The sequence below is a fragment of the Paracoccus versutus genome, assembly GCF_029909795.1.
Lineage (GTDB): Bacteria > Pseudomonadota > Alphaproteobacteria > Rhodobacterales > Rhodobacteraceae > Paracoccus > Paracoccus versutus.
The window spans coordinates 2,356,479-2,373,165 of record NZ_CP038197.1; the positions used below are offsets into that span (position 1 = coordinate 2,356,479).

Sequence of the window (16,687 nt, forward strand, 5' to 3'; positions counted from 1 at the left end):
GACGTGGATGAACCGGATCGGCATCGCCCTGATGGCGGCGGCAGCGGCGGCGATGATCGCCGCCGACGGCTTTGCCGCCGAGCGCGCGCCGCAGCCGGGGCAGGATGGCGCCCGCGCGACCGTTCCCGTGCAGGAGGCGCAGCCATGACGCCGGGACGGATGGGATCGACAGGGCCACAGCAAACCGGGCCAGCCTTCGGCCAGCATTTACATCGCGCAAAACCTGCCGGAGATCGTTCCGGCGCGGTTTCCGGGCGCGAGGGATAAGGGAAGACAAGATGGCGGATCTTCGCAAGATCAAGATCGACGACGTGATTATCGAGGTCGATCCCAACATGACCCTGATCCAGGCCTGCGAACTGGCCGGGATCGAGGTGCCGCGTTTCTGCTATCACGAGCGGCTGTCGATCGCCGGCAACTGTCGCATGTGCCTGGTCGAAGTGGTGGGCGGCCCGCCCAAGCCCGCCGCCTCCTGCGCCATGCAGGTCAAGGACTTGCGCCCCGGTCCCGAGGGCGCGCCCTCGGAGATCCGCACCAACAGCCCCATGGTCAAGAAGGCCCGCGAGGGGGTGATGGAGTTCCTGCTCATCAACCATCCCCTGGACTGCCCGATCTGCGACCAGGGCGGCGAATGCGACCTGCAGGACCAGGCCATGGCCTATGGCGTGGATTTCAGCCGCTACCGCGAGCCGAAGCGCGCCTCCGAGGACCTGAACCTCGGCCCGCTGGTCGAGACGCATATGACGCGCTGCATCTCCTGCACCCGCTGCGTGCGCTTCACCACCGAGGTCGCCGGCATCACCCAGATGGGCCAGACCGGCCGCGGCGAGGACAGCGAGATCACCAGCTATCTGAACCAGACGCTGGAATCGAACATGCAGGGCAATATCATCGACCTGTGCCCGGTCGGCGCGCTGGTCTCCAAGCCCTATGCCTTCACCGCCCGGCCGTGGGAGCTGACCAAGACCGAATCCATCGACGTGATGGATGCGCTGGGGTCCAGCATCCGCGTCGACACCAAGGGCCGCGAGGTCATGCGCATCCTGCCGCGCAACCATGACGCCGTGAACGAGGAGTGGATCAGCGACAAGACCCGCTTCGTCTGGGACGGGCTGCGCCGCCAGCGCCTCGACCGGCCCTATATCCGCGAGAACGGCCGCCTGCGCCCGGCCAGCTGGCCCGAGGCGCTGGAGGCCGCCGCGCAGGCGATGAAGGGCAAGAAAGTGGCGGGGCTGGTCGGCGACCTGGTCCCGGCCGAAGCCGCCTTCAGCCTCAAGCAGCTGGTCGAGGGGCTGGGCGGTCGCGTCGAATGCCGCACCGACGGCGCCCGGCTGCCCATCGGCAACCGCTCGGCCTATGTCGGCACGGCGCGGATCGAGGATATCGACCATGCCAAACGCATCCTGCTGATCGGGACCAACCCGCGCGACGAGGCGCCGGTGCTGAACGCCCGCATCCGCAAGGCCTGGGCGCATGGCGCGCAGGTGGCGCTGATCGGCGAGCCGGCGGACCTGACCTATGACTACCACCATTTCGGCAACGACCGCGCCGCGCTGGCCAAGCTGGCGGACGAGGACCTGTCGAACAAGGACGGCACCCCCGGCATCGTCATCGTCGGCCAGGGCGCCCTGCGCGAGGCGGATGGCGAGGCGGTGCTGGCCCATGCCATGCGCATTTGCGAGCGCGGCGACAGCAAGCTTCTGGTGCTGCACGCCGCCGCCGGCCGCGTCGGCGCGATGGATGTCGGCGCCGTGACCGAAGGCGGGCTGCTGGCCGCCATCGAAGGGGCCGAGGTGATCTACAACCTTGGCGCGGACGAGGTGGACATCGCTGCCGGGCCGCTGGTGATCTATCAGGGCAGCCATGGCGACCGCGGCGCGCATCGCGCCGACATCATCCTGCCCGGCGCCTGCTATACCGAGGAAAGCGGCCTATTCGTGAACACCGAAGGCCGGCCGCAGCTGGCCATGCGGGCCAATTTCGCGCCGGGCGAGGGCAAAGAGAACTGGGCGATCCTGCGCGCGCTTTCGGCCGAGCTGGGCAAGACCCAGCCCTGGGACAGCCTGGCCGGGCTGCGCCGCAAGCTGGTCGAGGCCGTGCCGCATCTGGCGCAGATCGACCAGGTGCCGCAGAACGAATGGCAGCCGCTCGACCGCTTCGACCTGGGGCAGGCGAGCTTCCGCTATGCGGTCAAGGATTTCTACCTGACCAACCCCATCGCCCGCTCGTCGCCGCTGATGGGCGAGCTTTCGGCCATGGCCGCGGCCCGCAGGGCCCCGGCGCTGGCGGCGGAGTGAGCGCGATGCGGGTCCGTCTTGCCCTGCTGGCCGCGACCGGCGCCCTGGCGCTGCTGGCCGGCTGCGGCGCGACCAAGGACGCGCGCCCGCAGCCCAAGCCGGCCGAGCTGGGCGTCGCGGTGCTGCAAAGCGACGCAGGCGCCCCGGACAAGAAGGTGCTGACCAGGGGCCGGATCTCGACCAAGTCGGGCGAGATCCTGATCCTGGAGCCCGACGGCTCGGTCAGCGAAATGGCGCTGGACAGTCCCGAGGGCCGCGACGCCTTTGCCGTGACCGAGGCAGACCTGATGGCGCTGAACGCGAATCTGGACCTGGACCTGTCGGGCCTGCCGGACATGGCGCCGGTGCGCAAGCGCGAGCCCACGGCCCAGGAAAAGGCGCTGGCCGAATTCGCGGCGCGCACGCGGCCGCTGCGGCTGAACCTGCCCGCCAGTTTCGAGGCCGATCCGCGGGATTTCCAGGGGGCGCAGGTCGCCTCGCTGGCCGGTTCGCGCAAGGGCTCGGACAGCCTGGTGGAAGTGACGGCAAACCTGCGTGGCGGGGTGGACGCCGACACCGCCTTCGCCTATGCCACATGCGCGCTGGCCAGCTGGGCCGATGCGAAAGGGGCGCCCTATGCCCGCCACATCCGCACGCTTCGCGACAAGCGGGGCGGGAAGATGGTCGTCGGCTCGGTCTTCACGCTTTCCGAAAGAAAACCGATGGGCCTGACGGTGATGACAACGAAACAGACCTTGCAGGAATGCAAGGCACGCGGCATTCCCGCGGCGTGATGAGAGGGACGAAAGATCATGGCTGAATTCTGGGCCTCGCCCTACGGTTTCGCACTCAGCCTGCTCTTGCAGGGTCTGGCGGTCATCGCCTTCGTCATGGGCTCGCTGATCTTCATGGTCTATGGCGACCGCAAGATCTGGGCGGCGGTGCAGATGCGCCGCGGCCCGAACGTGGTCGGTCCCTGGGGCCTGCTGCAGACCTTTGCCGACGCGCTGAAATATATCGTCAAGGAAATCGTCGTCCCGGCCGGCGCCGACAAGTTCGTCTATTTCCTGGCGCCCTTCCTGTCGATGATGCTGGCGCTGTTCGCCTTCGTCGTCATCCCCTTCGACGAGGGCTGGGTGATGGCGAACATCAACGTGGGCATCCTGTTCATCTTTGCCGCCTCCTCGCTGGAAGTCTACGGCGTCATCATGGGCGGCTGGGCCTCGAACTCGAAATACCCGTTCCTCGCCTCGCTGCGTTCGGCGGCGCAGATGATCTCCTACGAGGTGTCGCTGGGCTTGATCATCATCGGGGTCATCATCTCGACCGGCTCGATGAACCTGACCGCCATCGTCGAGGCGCAGCGCGGCGACTACGGCCTGCTGAACTGGTACTGGCTGCCGCACCTGCCGATGGTGGTGCTGTTCTTCGTCTCGGCCCTGGCCGAGTGCAACCGCCCGCCCTTCGACCTGGTCGAGGCCGAATCCGAACTGGTCGCGGGCTTCATGACCGAATATTCGTCCACGCCCTACCTGCTGTTCATGGCGGGCGAATACATTGCCATGTATCTGATGTGCGCGCTCTTGTCGCTGCTGTTCTTCGGTGGCTGGCTGTCGCCCGTGCCGTTCATCGCCGACGGCTGGTGGTGGATGGTCATCAAGATGTGGTTCTGGTTCTACATGTTCGCCATGGTCAAGGCGATCGTGCCCCGCTATCGCTACGACCAGCTGATGCGGATCGGCTGGAAGGTGTTCCTGCCCCTGTCGCTGGGCTGGGTGGTGCTGGTGGCGATCCTGGCGCGCTACGAAGTGCTGGGCAGCTTCTGGGCCCGCTTCACGGTCGGAGGATAAGCCATGTATTCCAACAAGCTAGCCGAGGCATTTGCCAAAGCCAGTGAGACCGACAAGGTGGAGCTGGCGCATTTCCTCGCCAACAATCTGGACAGTGCGGAACAAGCGCGGGACAGCGCCCGCATCCGCGACTATGTCGCCGCGTTCGACCGTTTCGCGGCGCCGCGGGAAGGGGAGCAGTTCTGATGGCCTTCGATTTCGCCCGTGCCACCAAGTATTTCCTGATGTGGGATTTCATCAAGGGCTTCGGCCTGGGTATGCGCTATTTCGTCTCGCCCAAGCCGACGCTGAACTATCCCCATGAAAAGGGCCCGCTGTCGCCGCGCTTCCGCGGCGAACACGCGCTGCGCCGCTATCCCAACGGCGAGGAACGCTGCATCGCCTGCAAGCTGTGCGAGGCGGTCTGCCCGGCCCAGGCCATCACCATCGACGCCGAACCGCGCGAGGACGGCTCGCGCCGCACCACGCGCTACGACATCGACATGACCAAGTGCATCTATTGCGGCTTCTGCCAGGAAGCCTGCCCGGTCGATGCCATCGTCGAGGGGCCGAACTTCGAATACGCGACCGAAACCCGCGAAGAGCTGTTCTACGACAAGCAGAAGCTGCTTGCGAACGGCGAACGCTGGGAGGCCGAGATCGCCCGCAACCTGCAGCTGGATGCGCCCTACCGATGACCGATGCCCTCACCAAGCTTTTCGCACAGATGATGGCCTCGGGGCAGGAGATGGCGCGCGCCTTCAACCCGGCGCTCGAGCATTTCGACATGCGCGCCATGGAAAAGCTGGTGCCGACGATTCCCGCCGACATGCTGGAAATGTGGTTCGGCAAGACCTTCAACCGCGAGGGGCTGGACGCCAAGACGCGCCTGCTTCTCACCATCGGCGCGATCACCGTCCAGGGCGCGCTGGCCGAGCCGCAGCTGCGCATGACCGTGCGCCAGGCGCTGGCGGCCGGCGCCACCAAACGCGAGATCGCCGAGACGATCTTTCAGATGAGCATGTTCGGCGGGCTGCCCGCGATGCAGAAGGCGCTGGAAATCGCCCAGAGCGTCTATGCCGAGGAGGACGAGGAATGATGACCTTCGCTTTCTACCTGTTCGCGATCAGCGCCTGCGTCGCGGGCTTCATGGTCGTGATCGGACGCAACCCGGTGCATTCGGTGCTGTGGCTGATCCTGGCCTTCCTGTCCGCGGCGGGGCTGTTCGTGCTGCAGGGCGCGGAATTCGTCGCCATGCTGCTGGTCGTGGTCTATGTCGGCGCGGTGGCGGTGCTGTTCCTGTTCGTCGTCATGATGCTGGACGTGGATTTCGCCGAGCTTAAGGGCGAGCTTGCGCGCTACCTGCCGCTGGCGCTGGTGATCGGCGTCGTGCTGCTGGCGCAGCTGGGCATCGCCTTTTCGGGCTGGACGCCCTCGGACCAGGCGGAAAGCCTGCGCGCCGCGCCGGTGGACTCGGCGGTCGAGAACACCTTCGGCCTGGGCCTGGTGCTGTATGACCGCTATGTGCTGATGTTCCAGCTGGCCGGGCTGGTGCTGCTGGTGGCGATGATCGGGGCGATCGTGCTGACCATGCGCCACCGCAAGGACGTCAAGCGCCAGAACGTGCTGGAGCAGATGTGGCGCGACCCGGCCAAGACGATGGAGCTGAAGGACGTCAAGCCGGGGCAGGGGCTTTGAACGCGGCAAGTCGAACCGCGACAGCCATCGGGATCGCTGCTGCGGTCCCAGTAGCAAACGGATATTTCAACGGGTGAACGACCCGGAGGGACCAGGACGATGATCGGATTGACTCATTATCTTGTTGTGGGGGCGATATTGTTCGTCACCGGCATTTTCGGGATCTTCGTGAACCGAAAGAACGTCATCGTCATCCTGATGTCGATCGAGCTGATGCTCCTGGCGGTGAACATCAACTTCGTCGCCTTCTCGACCCATCTGGGCGACCTGGCCGGGCAAGTCTTCACCATGTTCGTGCTGACCGTCGCCGCCGCCGAGGCCGCCATCGGCCTGGCGATCCTGGTGGTCTTCTTCCGCAACCGCGGCACCATCGCGGTGGAAGACGTCAACGTGATGAAGGGATAAGCGAGCATGGAAAAATTCGTCCTCTTCGCGCCGCTCATCGCGTCGCTGATCGCCGGGCTGGGCTGGCGCGCGATCGGCGAGAAGGCCGCGCAATACCTGACCACGGGCGTGCTGTTCCTCAGCTGCCTGATCAGCTGGTATCTGTTCTTGTCCTTCGACGGCGTGCCGCGGCACATCCCGGTGCTGGACTGGGTCGTGACCGGCGACTTCCATGCCGAATGGGCCATCCGCATGGACCGGCTGACCGCGATCATGCTGATCGTGGTGACGACGGTCTCGGCGCTCGTCCACATGTATTCGCTGGGCTACATGGCCCATGACGACAACTGGACGCATGACGAGCATTACAAGGCGCGCTTCTTCGCCTATCTCTCGTTCTTCACCTTCGCCATGCTGATGCTGGTGACGGCGGACAACCTGCTGCAGATGTTCTTCGGCTGGGAGGGCGTGGGCGTCGCCTCCTACCTGCTGATCGGCTTCTACTACAAGAAGGCCAGCGCCAATGCCGCGGCGATGAAGGCGTTCATCGTCAACCGCGTCGGCGACTTTGGCTTCCTGCTGGGCATCTTCGGCCTTTACTGGCTGACCGGCTCGGTCCAGTTCGACGAGATCTTCCGCCAGGTGCCCCAGCTTGCGCAGACCGACATGCATTTCCTGTGGCGCGACTGGAACGCGGCGAACCTGCTGGGTTTCCTGCTGTTCGTCGGCGCCATGGGCAAGTCGGCGCAGCTTCTGCTGCACACCTGGCTGCCGGACGCGATGGAAGGCCCGACCCCGGTTTCGGCGCTGATCCACGCCGCGACCATGGTCACGGCGGGCGTGTTCCTGGTCTGCCGCATGTCGCCGCTTTACGAATTCGCGCCGGACGCCAAGAACTTCATCGTCATCATCGGCGCCACCACCGCCTTCTTCGCCGCGACCGTGGGCCTGGTGCAGAACGACATCAAGCGCGTCATCGCCTATTCGACCTGCTCGCAGCTGGGCTACATGTTCGTGGCGGCGGGTGTAGGCGTCTATTCGGCGGCCATGTTCCACCTGCTGACCCACGCCTTCTTCAAGGCCATGCTGTTCCTGGGCGCCGGCTCGGTGATCCATGCCATGCACCATGAACAGGACATGCGGAACTATGGCGCGCTGCGGAAGAAGATCCCCTTGACCTTCTGGGCGATGATGATCGGCACCTTCGCCATCACCGGCGTCGGCATCCCGCTGACCCATCTGGGCTTCGCCGGCTTCCTGTCCAAGGACGCGATCATCGAAAGCGCCTATGCGGGCAGCGGCTATGCCTTCTGGCTGCTGGTCATCGCGGCCTGCTTCACCAGCTTCTACAGCTGGCGGCTGATCTTCCTGACCTTCTACGGCAAGCCGCGCGGCGACCATCATGCCCATGACCATGCGCATGAAAGCCCGCCGGTCATGACCATCCCGCTGGGCGTGCTGGCCGTGGGCGCGGTCTTTGCCGGCATGGTCTGGTATGGTCCCTTCTTCGGCGACCACCACAAGGTCACGGAATATTTCCACATCGCCGGCGCGCAGCATGAGGCCGCCGAGGGCGAGGAGGCCGCGGAACACGCGACTACCGAGGCCCCCGCTGCCGATACGGCCGCCGAGGCCGAGCCCGCCGCCGAGGCCGCCCATGCCGAGGTTGCCGCGCCGGTCGGCGGTGCGATCTACATGCATCCCGACAACCACATCATGGACGAGGCGCATCATGCGCCGGCCTGGGTCAAGGTCTCGCCCTTCATCGCCATGGTTCTGGGGCTGATCACCGCCTGGACCTTCTACATCGCCAACCCGTCGCTGCCCAAGCGGCTGGCGGCGCAGCAGCCGGCGCTGTATCAGTTCCTGCTCAACAAATGGTATTTCGACGAGATCTACGACTTCATCTTCGTCCGGCCGGCGAAATGGCTTGGCCGCGTGCTGTGGAAGGGCGGCGACGGCGCCGTCATCGACGGCACCATCAACGGGGTGGCCATGGGGTTGATCCCGCGGCTGACCCGCGCGGCGGTCCGGGTGCAATCGGGCTATCTGTTCCACTACGCCTTCGCGATGGTTCTGGGCATCGTGGGCTTGCTGATCTGGGTGATGATGCGGGGCGCGCACTGACATGACGAACCTTCTTTCCATCATCACCTTCCTGCCGATCGTCGCCGCCATCATCATGGCGCTGTTCCTGCGCGGCCAGGACGAGGCCGCGGCGCGCAACGCCAAGTGGCTGGCGCTGCTGACCACGACGGCGACCTTCGTGATCTCGCTTTTCGTGCTGTTCCGCTTCGACCCGGCGAACACCGGCTTCCAGTTCGTCGAGGATCACGCCTGGATCATGGGCCTGCGCTACAAGATGGGCGTGGACGGGATCTCGGTGCTGTTCGTGCTGCTGACCACCTTCATGATGCCGCTGACCATCCTTTCGACCTGGCAGGTCGAGGACAAGGTCAAGGAATACATGATCGCCTTCCTGGTCCTTGAAGGGCTGATGATCGGCGTCTTCACCGCGCTCGACCTGGTGCTGTTCTACCTGTTCTTCGAGGCGGGGCTGATCCCGATGTTCCTGATCATCGGCATCTGGGGCGGCAAGGACCGCATCTATGCGTCCTTCAAGTTCTTCCTCTACACCTTCCTCGGCTCGGTGCTGATGCTGGTCGCGATGATCGCCATGTATCGCATGGCGGGCACCACCGACATCCCGACGCTGCTGACCTTCGACTTCCCGTCGGACAACTTCCGCCTGCTGGGCATGACCGTGGTCGGCGGCATGCAGATGCTGCTGTTCCTGGCCTTCTTTGCCAGCTTCGCGGTCAAGATGCCGATGTGGCCGGTCCATACCTGGCTGCCCGACGCGCACGTGCAGGCGCCGACCGCCGGCTCGGTCCTGCTGGCCGCGGTGCTGCTGAAGATGGGCGGCTACGGCTTCCTGCGCTTCAGCCTGCCGATGTTCCCGGTCGCCAGCGGCGTGGCCCAGCCCTATGTCTTCTGGCTGTCGGCCATCGCCATCGTCTACACCTCGCTGGTGGCGCTGGCGCAGTCGGACATGAAGAAGGTCATCGCCTATTCCTCGGTCGCCCACATGGGCTACGTGACCATGGGCGTCTTTGCCGCAAACCAGATCGGCGTCGACGGCGCGATCTTCCAGATGCTGTCGCACGGCTTCATCTCGGGCGCGCTGTTCCTGTGCGTCGGCGTGATCTACGACCGCATGCACACGCGGGAAATCGACGCCTATGGCGGGCTGGTGAACCGGATGCCGGCCTATGCGGCGGTGTTCATGTTCTTCACCATGGCGAACGTGGGCCTGCCCGGCACCTCGGGTTTCGTGGGCGAGTTCCTGACGCTGATGGGCGTCTTCCGCGTCGACACCTGGGTGGCGCTGGTCGCGACCTCGGGGGTGATCCTGTCGGCGGCCTATGCGCTCTGGCTTTATCGCCGGGTGACGCTGGGCCAGCTGATCAAGGAAAGCCTCAAGTCGATCACCGACATGACCCCGCGCGAGCGCTGGGTGTTCATTCCGCTGATCGCGATGACGCTGATCCTGGGCGTCTATCCGCGGTTCGTCACCGACGTGACCGGCCCGGCGGTCGCAGCGCTCGTCCAAGACTACAACCAGAGCCAGCCGGCGGCACCCGTCGCCACGGCCCAAGCCAGCCACTAGGGGACGGACATGACCTCGCTCGATTTCTCGACCATTCTGCCCGAGGTGGTGCTGGCCGGATACGCCCTTGCCGCCCTGATGGCGGGGGCCTATCTCGGCAAGGACAGGCTGGCCCGGACGCTGCTTTGGGTCACGGTCGCGGCCTTCCTGCTTGTCGCGGCGATGGTGGGCCTGGGCAGCCATGCCGACGGCACCGCCTTCCACGGCATGTTCATCGACGACGGCTTCTCGCGCTTTGCCAAGGTGGTGACGCTGGTTGCCGCCGCCGCCGTGCTGGCGATGAGCGCCGATTACATGCAGCGCCGCAACATGCTGCGCTTCGAGTTCCCGATCATCGTGGCGCTGGCGGTGCTGGGCATGATGTTCATGGTCTCGGCCGGCGACCTCTTGACGCTCTACATGGGGCTGGAGCTGCAATCGCTGGCGCTTTACGTCGTCGCCGCCATGCGCCGCGACTCGGTGCGCTCGTCCGAGGCGGGGCTGAAGTATTTCGTCCTCGGCTCGCTTTCCTCGGGCCTGCTGCTCTATGGCGCCTCGCTGGTCTACGGCTTTGCCGGCACCACCGGGTTCGAGGGCATCGTCTCGACCATCCAGGGCGGGCATCTGTCCCTGGGCGTGCTGTTCGGGCTGGTGTTCATGCTGGTCGGCCTGAGCTTCAAGGTCTCGGCCGTGCCCTTCCACATGTGGACGCCCGATGTCTACGAGGGTTCGCCCACGCCGGTGACGGCCTTCTTCGCCACCGCGCCCAAGGTCGCGGCCATGGCGCTGATCGCGCGGCTGGTCTTCGACGCCTTCGGCCATGTCATCGGCGACTGGAGCCAGATCGTCGCGGCGCTGGCGGTGATGTCGATGTTCCTGGGCTCGATCGCCGGGATCGGCCAGACCAACATCAAGCGGCTGATGGCCTATTCCTCGATCGCGCATATGGGCTTTGCCTTGGTCGGCCTGGCCGCCGGCACCGCCATCGGCGTGCAGACCATGCTGCTTTACATGACCATCTATGCGGTGATGAACATCGGCACCTTCGCCTTCATCCTGTCGATGGAGCGCGACGGCGTGCCGGTCACCGACCTCGCTTCGCTGAACCGTTTCGCCTGGACCGATCCGGTTAAGGCGCTGGCCATGCTGGTGCTGATGTTCAGCCTGGCGGGCGTGCCGCCGACGCTGGGCTTCTTTGCCAAGTTCGGCGTGCTGACGGCGGCGGTCGATGCCGGCATGGGCTGGCTGGCGGTGCTGGGCGTTATCGCCTCGGTCATCGGCGCCTTCTATTACCTGCGCATCGTCTATTACATGTATTTCGGCGGCGAATCCGAGGGGATGAGTTCGCGCATGGGCGCGGTGCAATACCTGGCGCTGATGCTGCCGGCCCTGGCCATGCTGGTGGGCGCGATCAGCATGTTCGGCGTCGATGCCGCCGCCGGCCGTGCCGCCGAGACCCTGGTCGGCCCGGTCGCCGCTGTCGAACAGCCCGCCGAGACCCTGCAAGCCGAGCCCGCGCAAGGTGAGTGACGCCTGGCCCGAGGGCGTGGCCCGCCATGTGCTGGCCCGCACCGACAGCACCAATGCCGAGGCGCTGAAGCTGGCGCCCGGTCTTTCCGGTCCCGCCTGGGTGATGGCCCGCGAGCAATTCGCGGGCCGTGGCCGTCGCGGGCGCGAATGGGTCATGCCGGCGGGGAATTTCGCCGGCACGCTGGTCCTGCGCCCGCAGGGCGGGCCGATGGCGGCGGCGCAGCTGTCCTTCGTCGCGGCGCTGGCGCTTTACGATGCGCTTGGCCTGGCCTGCGGGCCGGCCGCGCGGCTGGCGATCAAATGGCCCAACGACGTGCTGCTGAACGGCGGCAAGGTGGCGGGCATCCTGCTGGAAAGCTCGGGCTCGGGTCCGGGGGTGCAGGCGGTGGCCGTGGGCATCGGCGTCAACCTGGCGGCGGCGCCCGATGCCGGCGCGGTCGAACCCGGCGCGACCCCGCCGGTTTCCGTGCAGGGCGAGACCGGCCACGCCGTCGATCCCGAGGAATTCCTGGACCTGCTGGCCCCGGCCTTCGCGCGCTGGCAGGCGCAGCTCGACGCCTATGGCTTCGCCCCGATCCGCAACGCCTGGCTGGCCCGCGCCGCCCGGCTGGGCGAGCCGATCATCGCCCGCACCGGCGCGACCGAAAGCCGCGGCATCTTCGAGGGCATCGACGACAGCGGCGCGCTGGTCCTGCGCGGTCCGGCGGGGCGGCAGGTCATCCCCGCCGCCGAAGTCTATTTCGGAGGCTGATCGCCATGCTGCTTTGCATCGACACCGGCAACACCAACACGGTCTTTTCCGTCTGGGACGGCGAGAAATTCGTCGGCCTCTGGCGCATCTCGACCGACCACCGCCGCACGGCGGACGAATATTTCGTCTGGCTGTCCACGCTGATTTCCCTGCAGAAGCTGGAACTGAACATCGACGCCTGCATCATCAGCTCGACCGCGCCGCGGGTGGTGTTCAACCTGCGCGTGCTGTGCAACCGCTATTTCGACACCCGTCCGCTGGTGGTCGGCAAGCCGGACTGCCTGCTGCCGGTGGCGCCGCGGGTGGATTTCGGCACCGTGGTCGGCCCCGACCGGCTGGTGAACACCTGGGGCGCCTATGAGCGGCACGGGCCGGACCTGATCGTGGTCGATTTCGGCACCGCGACGACCTTCGACGTGGTGGATACCGACGGCGCCTATGTGGGCGGCGTCATCGCGCCGGGGGTGAACCTGTCGCTCGAGGCGCTGCACATGGGCGCGGCCAGCCTGCCGCATGTCGATGTGACCATGCCGCCCAAGGTGATCGGCACCAATACGGTGGCCTGCATCCAGTCCGGCATCTACTGGGGCTATATCGGTCTGGTGCAGGGCGTGGTGGACAAGATCCGCGAGGAACGCGGGCGGCCGATGAAGGTTATAGCAACGGGCGGGCTTGCACCGCTGTTCGACCAGGGATTTGATTTGTTCGACGCGATCGAGGACGATTTGACCATGCACGGCCTGCGCCTGATCCATGATTACAACAAGGAGATGGGCAATGGCTGAGCGCCTGATCTATCTGCCGCTGGGCGGCGCGGGCGAAATCGGCATGAACGCCTATGTCTACGGCTACGGCCAGCCGGGGCGCGAGCGGCTGATCGTCGTCGACCTGGGCGTGACCTTCGGCGACATGGATTCTGCGCCGGGCATCGACCTGATCATGGCCGATGTCGCCTGGCTAGAGCAGAACCGCGACCGCATCGACGCCATCTTCATCACCCATGGGCACGAGGATCACGTCGGCGCGCTTGGCCTGCTGTGGCCCAAGCTGCAAAAGCCGGTGCATTGCCGCCGCTTCACCGGCGCGCTGGCGCGGCTGAAGCTGGAAGAGGCCGGCCAGCCCGTCGACCAGCTGCATATCCACGCCCCGCGCCCCGCGGTGGTGACGGCCGGTCCCTTCCGGGTGCAATTTGTCCCCGTCAGCCATTCGATCCCGGAAAGCTCGGCGCTGATCATCGACACGCCGGCGGGCCGCATCGTGCATACCGGCGATTTCAAGCTGGACGGCACCCCGGTGGTGGGCGAGCCCTTCGACCCGATCCTGTGGCACGACATCGCGGGCGAAGGGCAGGGGGTCAAGGTTCTGACCTGCGATTCCACCAATGTCTTTTCCCCCCATCCCGGCCGGTCCGAGGCGGTGCTGGCCAATCCGCTATTGGATTTCGTCATGGCGCAGCGGCAGATGGTGGTGGCGACGACCTTCGCCAGCAACATCGCCCGCCTCAAGACCCTGGCCGAGGCCGGCCTTGCCGCCGGCCGCAAGATCTGCCTGCTCGGCCGCGCCATGCGCCGCATGGTGACGGTCGGGGTCGAGACCGGCATCCTGACCAATTTCCCGCCGGTGATCGGCCCCGAGGAGGCCTCGGAACTGCCGCGCGACAAGGTGATGCTGATCGTGACCGGCAGCCAGGGCGAGCGTCGCGCCGCCAGCGCCCAGCTGTCGCGCGGCCGCTACCTGGGGATCGAGCTGAAAGAGGGGGACAGCTTCCTTTTCAGCTCGCGCACCATCCCCGGAAACGAGCGCGGGGTGATCCGCATTATGAACGCGCTGTCGGAAATGGGCGTGGACCTCTATGACGGGGACGACGGCACCTATCACGTCTCGGGCCATGCCAACCGCCCGGACATCGAGGCGGTCCACGATCTGTTGAAGCCGCAGATCGTCATCCCGATGCATGGCGAGCATATGCACCTGCGCGAACATGCCAAGCTGGCGCAGGCGCGCGGCATTCCCGCGGCGGTGGCGACCAACGGCACCATGCTGGACCTGACCGGCCCGGTGCCGCGGGTGGTGGACCAGATCGACACCGGCCGGCTTTACCTGGACGGCACGGTGCTGATCGGCGCCATGGACGGTGTGGTGCGCGACCGCATCCGCATGGCGCTGAACGGCCATGCCATGGTCTCGGTCATCATCGACGAGGACGACACGCCCCTGCCAGACGCCTGGGTGGAACTGTCCGGCCTGCCGGAACTGGGCCGCGCCGGCGTGCCGCTGGCCCGCAATATCGAAAGCGAGCTGGCCGAGTTCCTGGAACGCGCCGACGACCGCACGGTGATGGACGACGACCGCCTGGAAGAGGCGATCCGCAAGATCACCCGCCAGGTCTCGATGGAGGAGATCGGCAAGAAGCCCGAGGTGACGGTGGTGATCTCGCGCCTCGCCGCCGAGTGACCGGACCGGCTGGACCAAGCATGAGCGAATTCGACCCGACCCCACCGCGCCGCAATTTCTATGGCCGCCGCCACGGCAAGACCCTGCGCCAGTCGCAAAAGGGCTACCTGTCCGAGGATCTGGGCAGCCTGCGCCCGCGCGGCATCACCGTCCAGGACAACCCCGAGCGCAAGCCCATCGACCCGGCGGCAATCTTCGGCGACGACCGCCCGGTCTGGCTGGAGGTCGGCTTCGGCGGCGGCGAGCACATGGTCCACATGGCCGCCCGCTACCCGCAGATCGGCATCATCGGCTGCGAGCCCTTCATCAACGGCGTCGCCATGCTCCTGGGCAAGATCCGCGCGGCGGGCGTCAGCAATGTCAGCGTGCACCCCGGCGATGCGCGCGACCTGATGGACGTGCTGCCCGAGGCCTCGATCTCGCGCGCTTTCCTGAACTATCCCGACCCCTGGCCCAAGGCGCGCCACCACCGCCGCCGCTTCGTCACGCCCGAGCATCTGATCCCGCTCGCCCGCGTCATGCGGCCGGGCGCCGAGTTCCGCGTCGCGACCGACATCCCCGATTACGTCCGCCAGACGCTGGAAGAGGTGCCGCAGGCCGGTTTCGAACTGATCGCCGAGGGGCCTGAGCCCTGGGACGACTGGCCCAGCACCCGCTATGAGCAAAAGGCCCTGCGCGAGGGGCGGGCGCCGCATTACGTCACTTTCCGCCGCAAGGGCTGATTGCAACCCCCGCCCGTGACCGCTATCACCTTGCGCGACACGCACCAGGGGGCCTTCATGTCACATTCCGCCGAACCGCTGCCGATGACCGCCCGCCGCTCGGGCCCCCTGGCCGGCGAGGCCAAGGTGCCGGGCGACAAGTCGATCAGCCACCGCGCGCTGATCCTGGGCGCGCTGGCGGTGGGCGAGACCCATATCACCGGGCTGCTGGAGGGCCAGGACGTGCTGGACACGGCCTCGGCGATGCGGGCCTTCGGCGCGCAGGTCGAACGCCTGGGCGAGGGGGAATGGCGGGTGATGGGCGTCGGCGTCGGCGGCTTCGCCGAGCCCGAGGGCGTGATCGACTGCGGCAATTCCGGCACCGGCGTGCGGCTGATCATGGGCGCCATGGCGACGACGCCGATCACCGCCACCTTTACCGGCGACGCCAGCCTGTCGCGCCGGCCGATGGGCCGCGTCACCGACCCGCTGGAGCTGTTCGGCGCTCAGGTGACGGCCCGCGAAGGCAAGCGCCTGCCCCTGACCATCAGGGGCGCGGCCGATCCGGTGCCGGTGCGCTACAAGACCCCGGTCGCCAGCGCCCAGATCAAGTCGGCGGTGCTGCTGGCCGGCCTGAACGCACCGGGCGAGACGGTGGTGGTCGAATCCGAACCGACCCGCGACCATACCGAACGCATGCTCGCGGGCTTCGGCGCCAGCATCCGCAGCGAGACGACGGATGAAGGCCATGTCATCACCCTGCAAGGCCGGCCGGAACTGAAGCCGCAGCCGGTGGCGGTGCCGCGCGACCCGTCCAGCGCTGCCTTTCCGGTGGCGGCGGCGCTGATCGTGCCCGGCTCGCAGATCCGCGTCCCCGGCGTCAGCCGCAACCCGACCCGCGACGGGCTCTATGTCACCTTGCTGGAAATGGGCGCCGACATCAGCTTCCAGAACCAGCGCGAAGAGGGCGGCGAGCCGGTCGCCGACCTCGTCGTCCGCCATGGCCCGCTGAAGGGCGTGACCGTGCCGCCCGAACGCGCCGCCAGCATGATCGACGAATTCCCGATCCTCTCGGTCATCGCCTGCTTTGCCGAGGGTACGACCGTCATGCAAGGCGTCCACGAATTGCGCGTCAAGGAAAGCGACCGGATCGAGGCCATGGCCACCGGCCTTGTCGCCAATGGCGCGGCTGTCGAGACCACCCCGGACACCATGACCGTCCATGGCAAGGGCGGGCTGACGGGTGGCGCCACCTGCGCCACGCATCTCGACCACCGCATCGCCATGTCCTTCCTGGTCGCGGGCCTTGCCTCCGAGCAGCCGATCACGGTGGACGACGGCGGCCCGATCGCCACCTCCTTCCCGGATTTCCCGCCGCTGATGCGCGGCCTCGGTGCGCAGATCGACTGAAACCG

At 66.7% G+C, this 16,687-nt stretch carries 17 protein-coding genes; all 17 read left to right on the plus strand.

The window, feature by feature from the left end; translation table 11 throughout:
* The first annotated feature begins 7 nt into the window (after positions 1–7).
* The 17 genes from E3U25_RS22980 to aroA all read left to right on the plus strand — a co-directional run bounded on the left by E3U25_RS22980 (position 8) and on the right by aroA (position 16,682).
* Entirely contained in the window at positions 8–148 is a 141-nt protein-coding gene (locus E3U25_RS22980; protein ID WP_166435605.1) for a hypothetical protein, read from the plus strand.
* Positions 149–278: 130 nt separating this feature from the next.
* Positions 279–2,297 (plus strand): NADH-quinone oxidoreductase subunit NuoG, encoded by a 2,019-nt coding sequence (gene nuoG, locus E3U25_RS22985; RefSeq protein ID WP_116222955.1) that lies wholly within the window; start codon positions 279–281, stop codon positions 2,295–2,297.
* A 5-nt stretch (positions 2,298–2,302) separates the two neighbouring features.
* The gene (locus E3U25_RS22990; RefSeq protein ID WP_116223277.1) at positions 2,303–3,070 is read left to right on the plus strand and encodes a hypothetical protein; all 768 of its coding nucleotides are present in this window, start codon (positions 2,303–2,305) and stop codon (positions 3,068–3,070) included.
* 18 nt (positions 3,071–3,088) lie between these two features.
* Complete coding sequence (gene nuoH, locus E3U25_RS22995; RefSeq protein ID WP_036751391.1) at positions 3,089–4,126, plus strand: NADH-quinone oxidoreductase subunit NuoH; 1,038 nt, start codon at positions 3,089–3,091, stop codon at positions 4,124–4,126.
* A 3-nt stretch (positions 4,127–4,129) separates the two neighbouring features.
* Positions 4,130–4,312, plus strand: coding sequence for a hypothetical protein (locus E3U25_RS23000; RefSeq protein WP_036751389.1), 183 nt, complete (start codon positions 4,130–4,132; stop codon positions 4,310–4,312).
* Entirely contained in the window at positions 4,312–4,803 is a 492-nt protein-coding gene (gene nuoI / locus E3U25_RS23005; RefSeq protein ID WP_011748524.1) for an NADH-quinone oxidoreductase subunit NuoI, read from the plus strand. The genes E3U25_RS23000 and nuoI overlap by 1 nt, the downstream gene beginning before the upstream one ends.
* Positions 4,800–5,204, plus strand: a complete 405-nt coding sequence (locus E3U25_RS23010) for a carboxymuconolactone decarboxylase family protein (RefSeq protein ID WP_114534814.1) — start codon at positions 4,800–4,802, stop codon at positions 5,202–5,204. The genes nuoI and E3U25_RS23010 overlap by 4 nt, the downstream gene beginning before the upstream one ends.
* Positions 5,201–5,803, plus strand: a complete 603-nt coding sequence (locus tag E3U25_RS23015; protein ID WP_036751385.1) for an NADH-quinone oxidoreductase subunit J — start codon at positions 5,201–5,203, stop codon at positions 5,801–5,803. The genes E3U25_RS23010 and E3U25_RS23015 overlap by 4 nt, the downstream gene beginning before the upstream one ends.
* 99 nt (positions 5,804–5,902) lie before the next feature.
* Positions 5,903–6,208 carry an NADH-quinone oxidoreductase subunit NuoK gene (gene nuoK, locus E3U25_RS23020; RefSeq protein WP_010392916.1) on the plus strand — a complete coding sequence of 102 codons (306 nt, stop codon included), beginning with the start codon at positions 5,903–5,905 and terminating at the stop codon, positions 6,206–6,208.
* 6 nt (positions 6,209–6,214) lie between these two features.
* A complete protein-coding gene (gene nuoL / locus E3U25_RS23025; RefSeq protein WP_116222954.1) occupies positions 6,215–8,314 on the plus strand; it encodes an NADH-quinone oxidoreductase subunit L in 2,100 nt (699 codons plus the stop codon).
* Between the two features lies 1 nt (position 8,315).
* A complete protein-coding gene (locus E3U25_RS23030) occupies positions 8,316–9,857 on the plus strand; it encodes an NADH-quinone oxidoreductase subunit M (RefSeq protein ID WP_036751381.1) in 1,542 nt (513 codons plus the stop codon).
* Between the two features lie 9 nt (positions 9,858–9,866).
* Complete coding sequence (nuoN, locus tag E3U25_RS23035; RefSeq protein WP_114534816.1) at positions 9,867–11,366, plus strand: NADH-quinone oxidoreductase subunit NuoN; 1,500 nt, start codon at positions 9,867–9,869, stop codon at positions 11,364–11,366.
* A complete protein-coding gene (locus tag E3U25_RS23040; protein WP_116222953.1) occupies positions 11,359–12,117 on the plus strand; it encodes a biotin--[acetyl-CoA-carboxylase] ligase in 759 nt (252 codons plus the stop codon). Before nuoN ends, E3U25_RS23040 begins: the two co-directional genes overlap by 8 nt.
* A 5-nt stretch (positions 12,118–12,122) precedes the next feature.
* Positions 12,123–12,902 (plus strand): type III pantothenate kinase, encoded by a 780-nt coding sequence (locus E3U25_RS23045; RefSeq protein WP_036751375.1) that lies wholly within the window; start codon positions 12,123–12,125, stop codon positions 12,900–12,902.
* Positions 12,895–14,571, plus strand: coding sequence for a ribonuclease J (locus tag E3U25_RS23050; protein WP_072460967.1), 1,677 nt, complete (start codon positions 12,895–12,897; stop codon positions 14,569–14,571). Before E3U25_RS23045 ends, E3U25_RS23050 begins: the two co-directional genes overlap by 8 nt.
* 20 nt (positions 14,572–14,591) lie before the next feature.
* Positions 14,592–15,293 (plus strand): tRNA (guanine(46)-N(7))-methyltransferase TrmB, encoded by a 702-nt coding sequence (gene trmB / locus E3U25_RS23055; RefSeq protein WP_116222952.1) that lies wholly within the window; start codon positions 14,592–14,594, stop codon positions 15,291–15,293.
* Between the two features lie 57 nt (positions 15,294–15,350).
* On the plus strand, positions 15,351–16,682 hold the full coding sequence (aroA, locus tag E3U25_RS23060; RefSeq protein ID WP_116223276.1) for a 3-phosphoshikimate 1-carboxyvinyltransferase: 1,332 nt from the start codon (positions 15,351–15,353) through the stop codon (positions 16,680–16,682).
* Positions 16,683–16,687 lie beyond the last annotated feature (5 nt).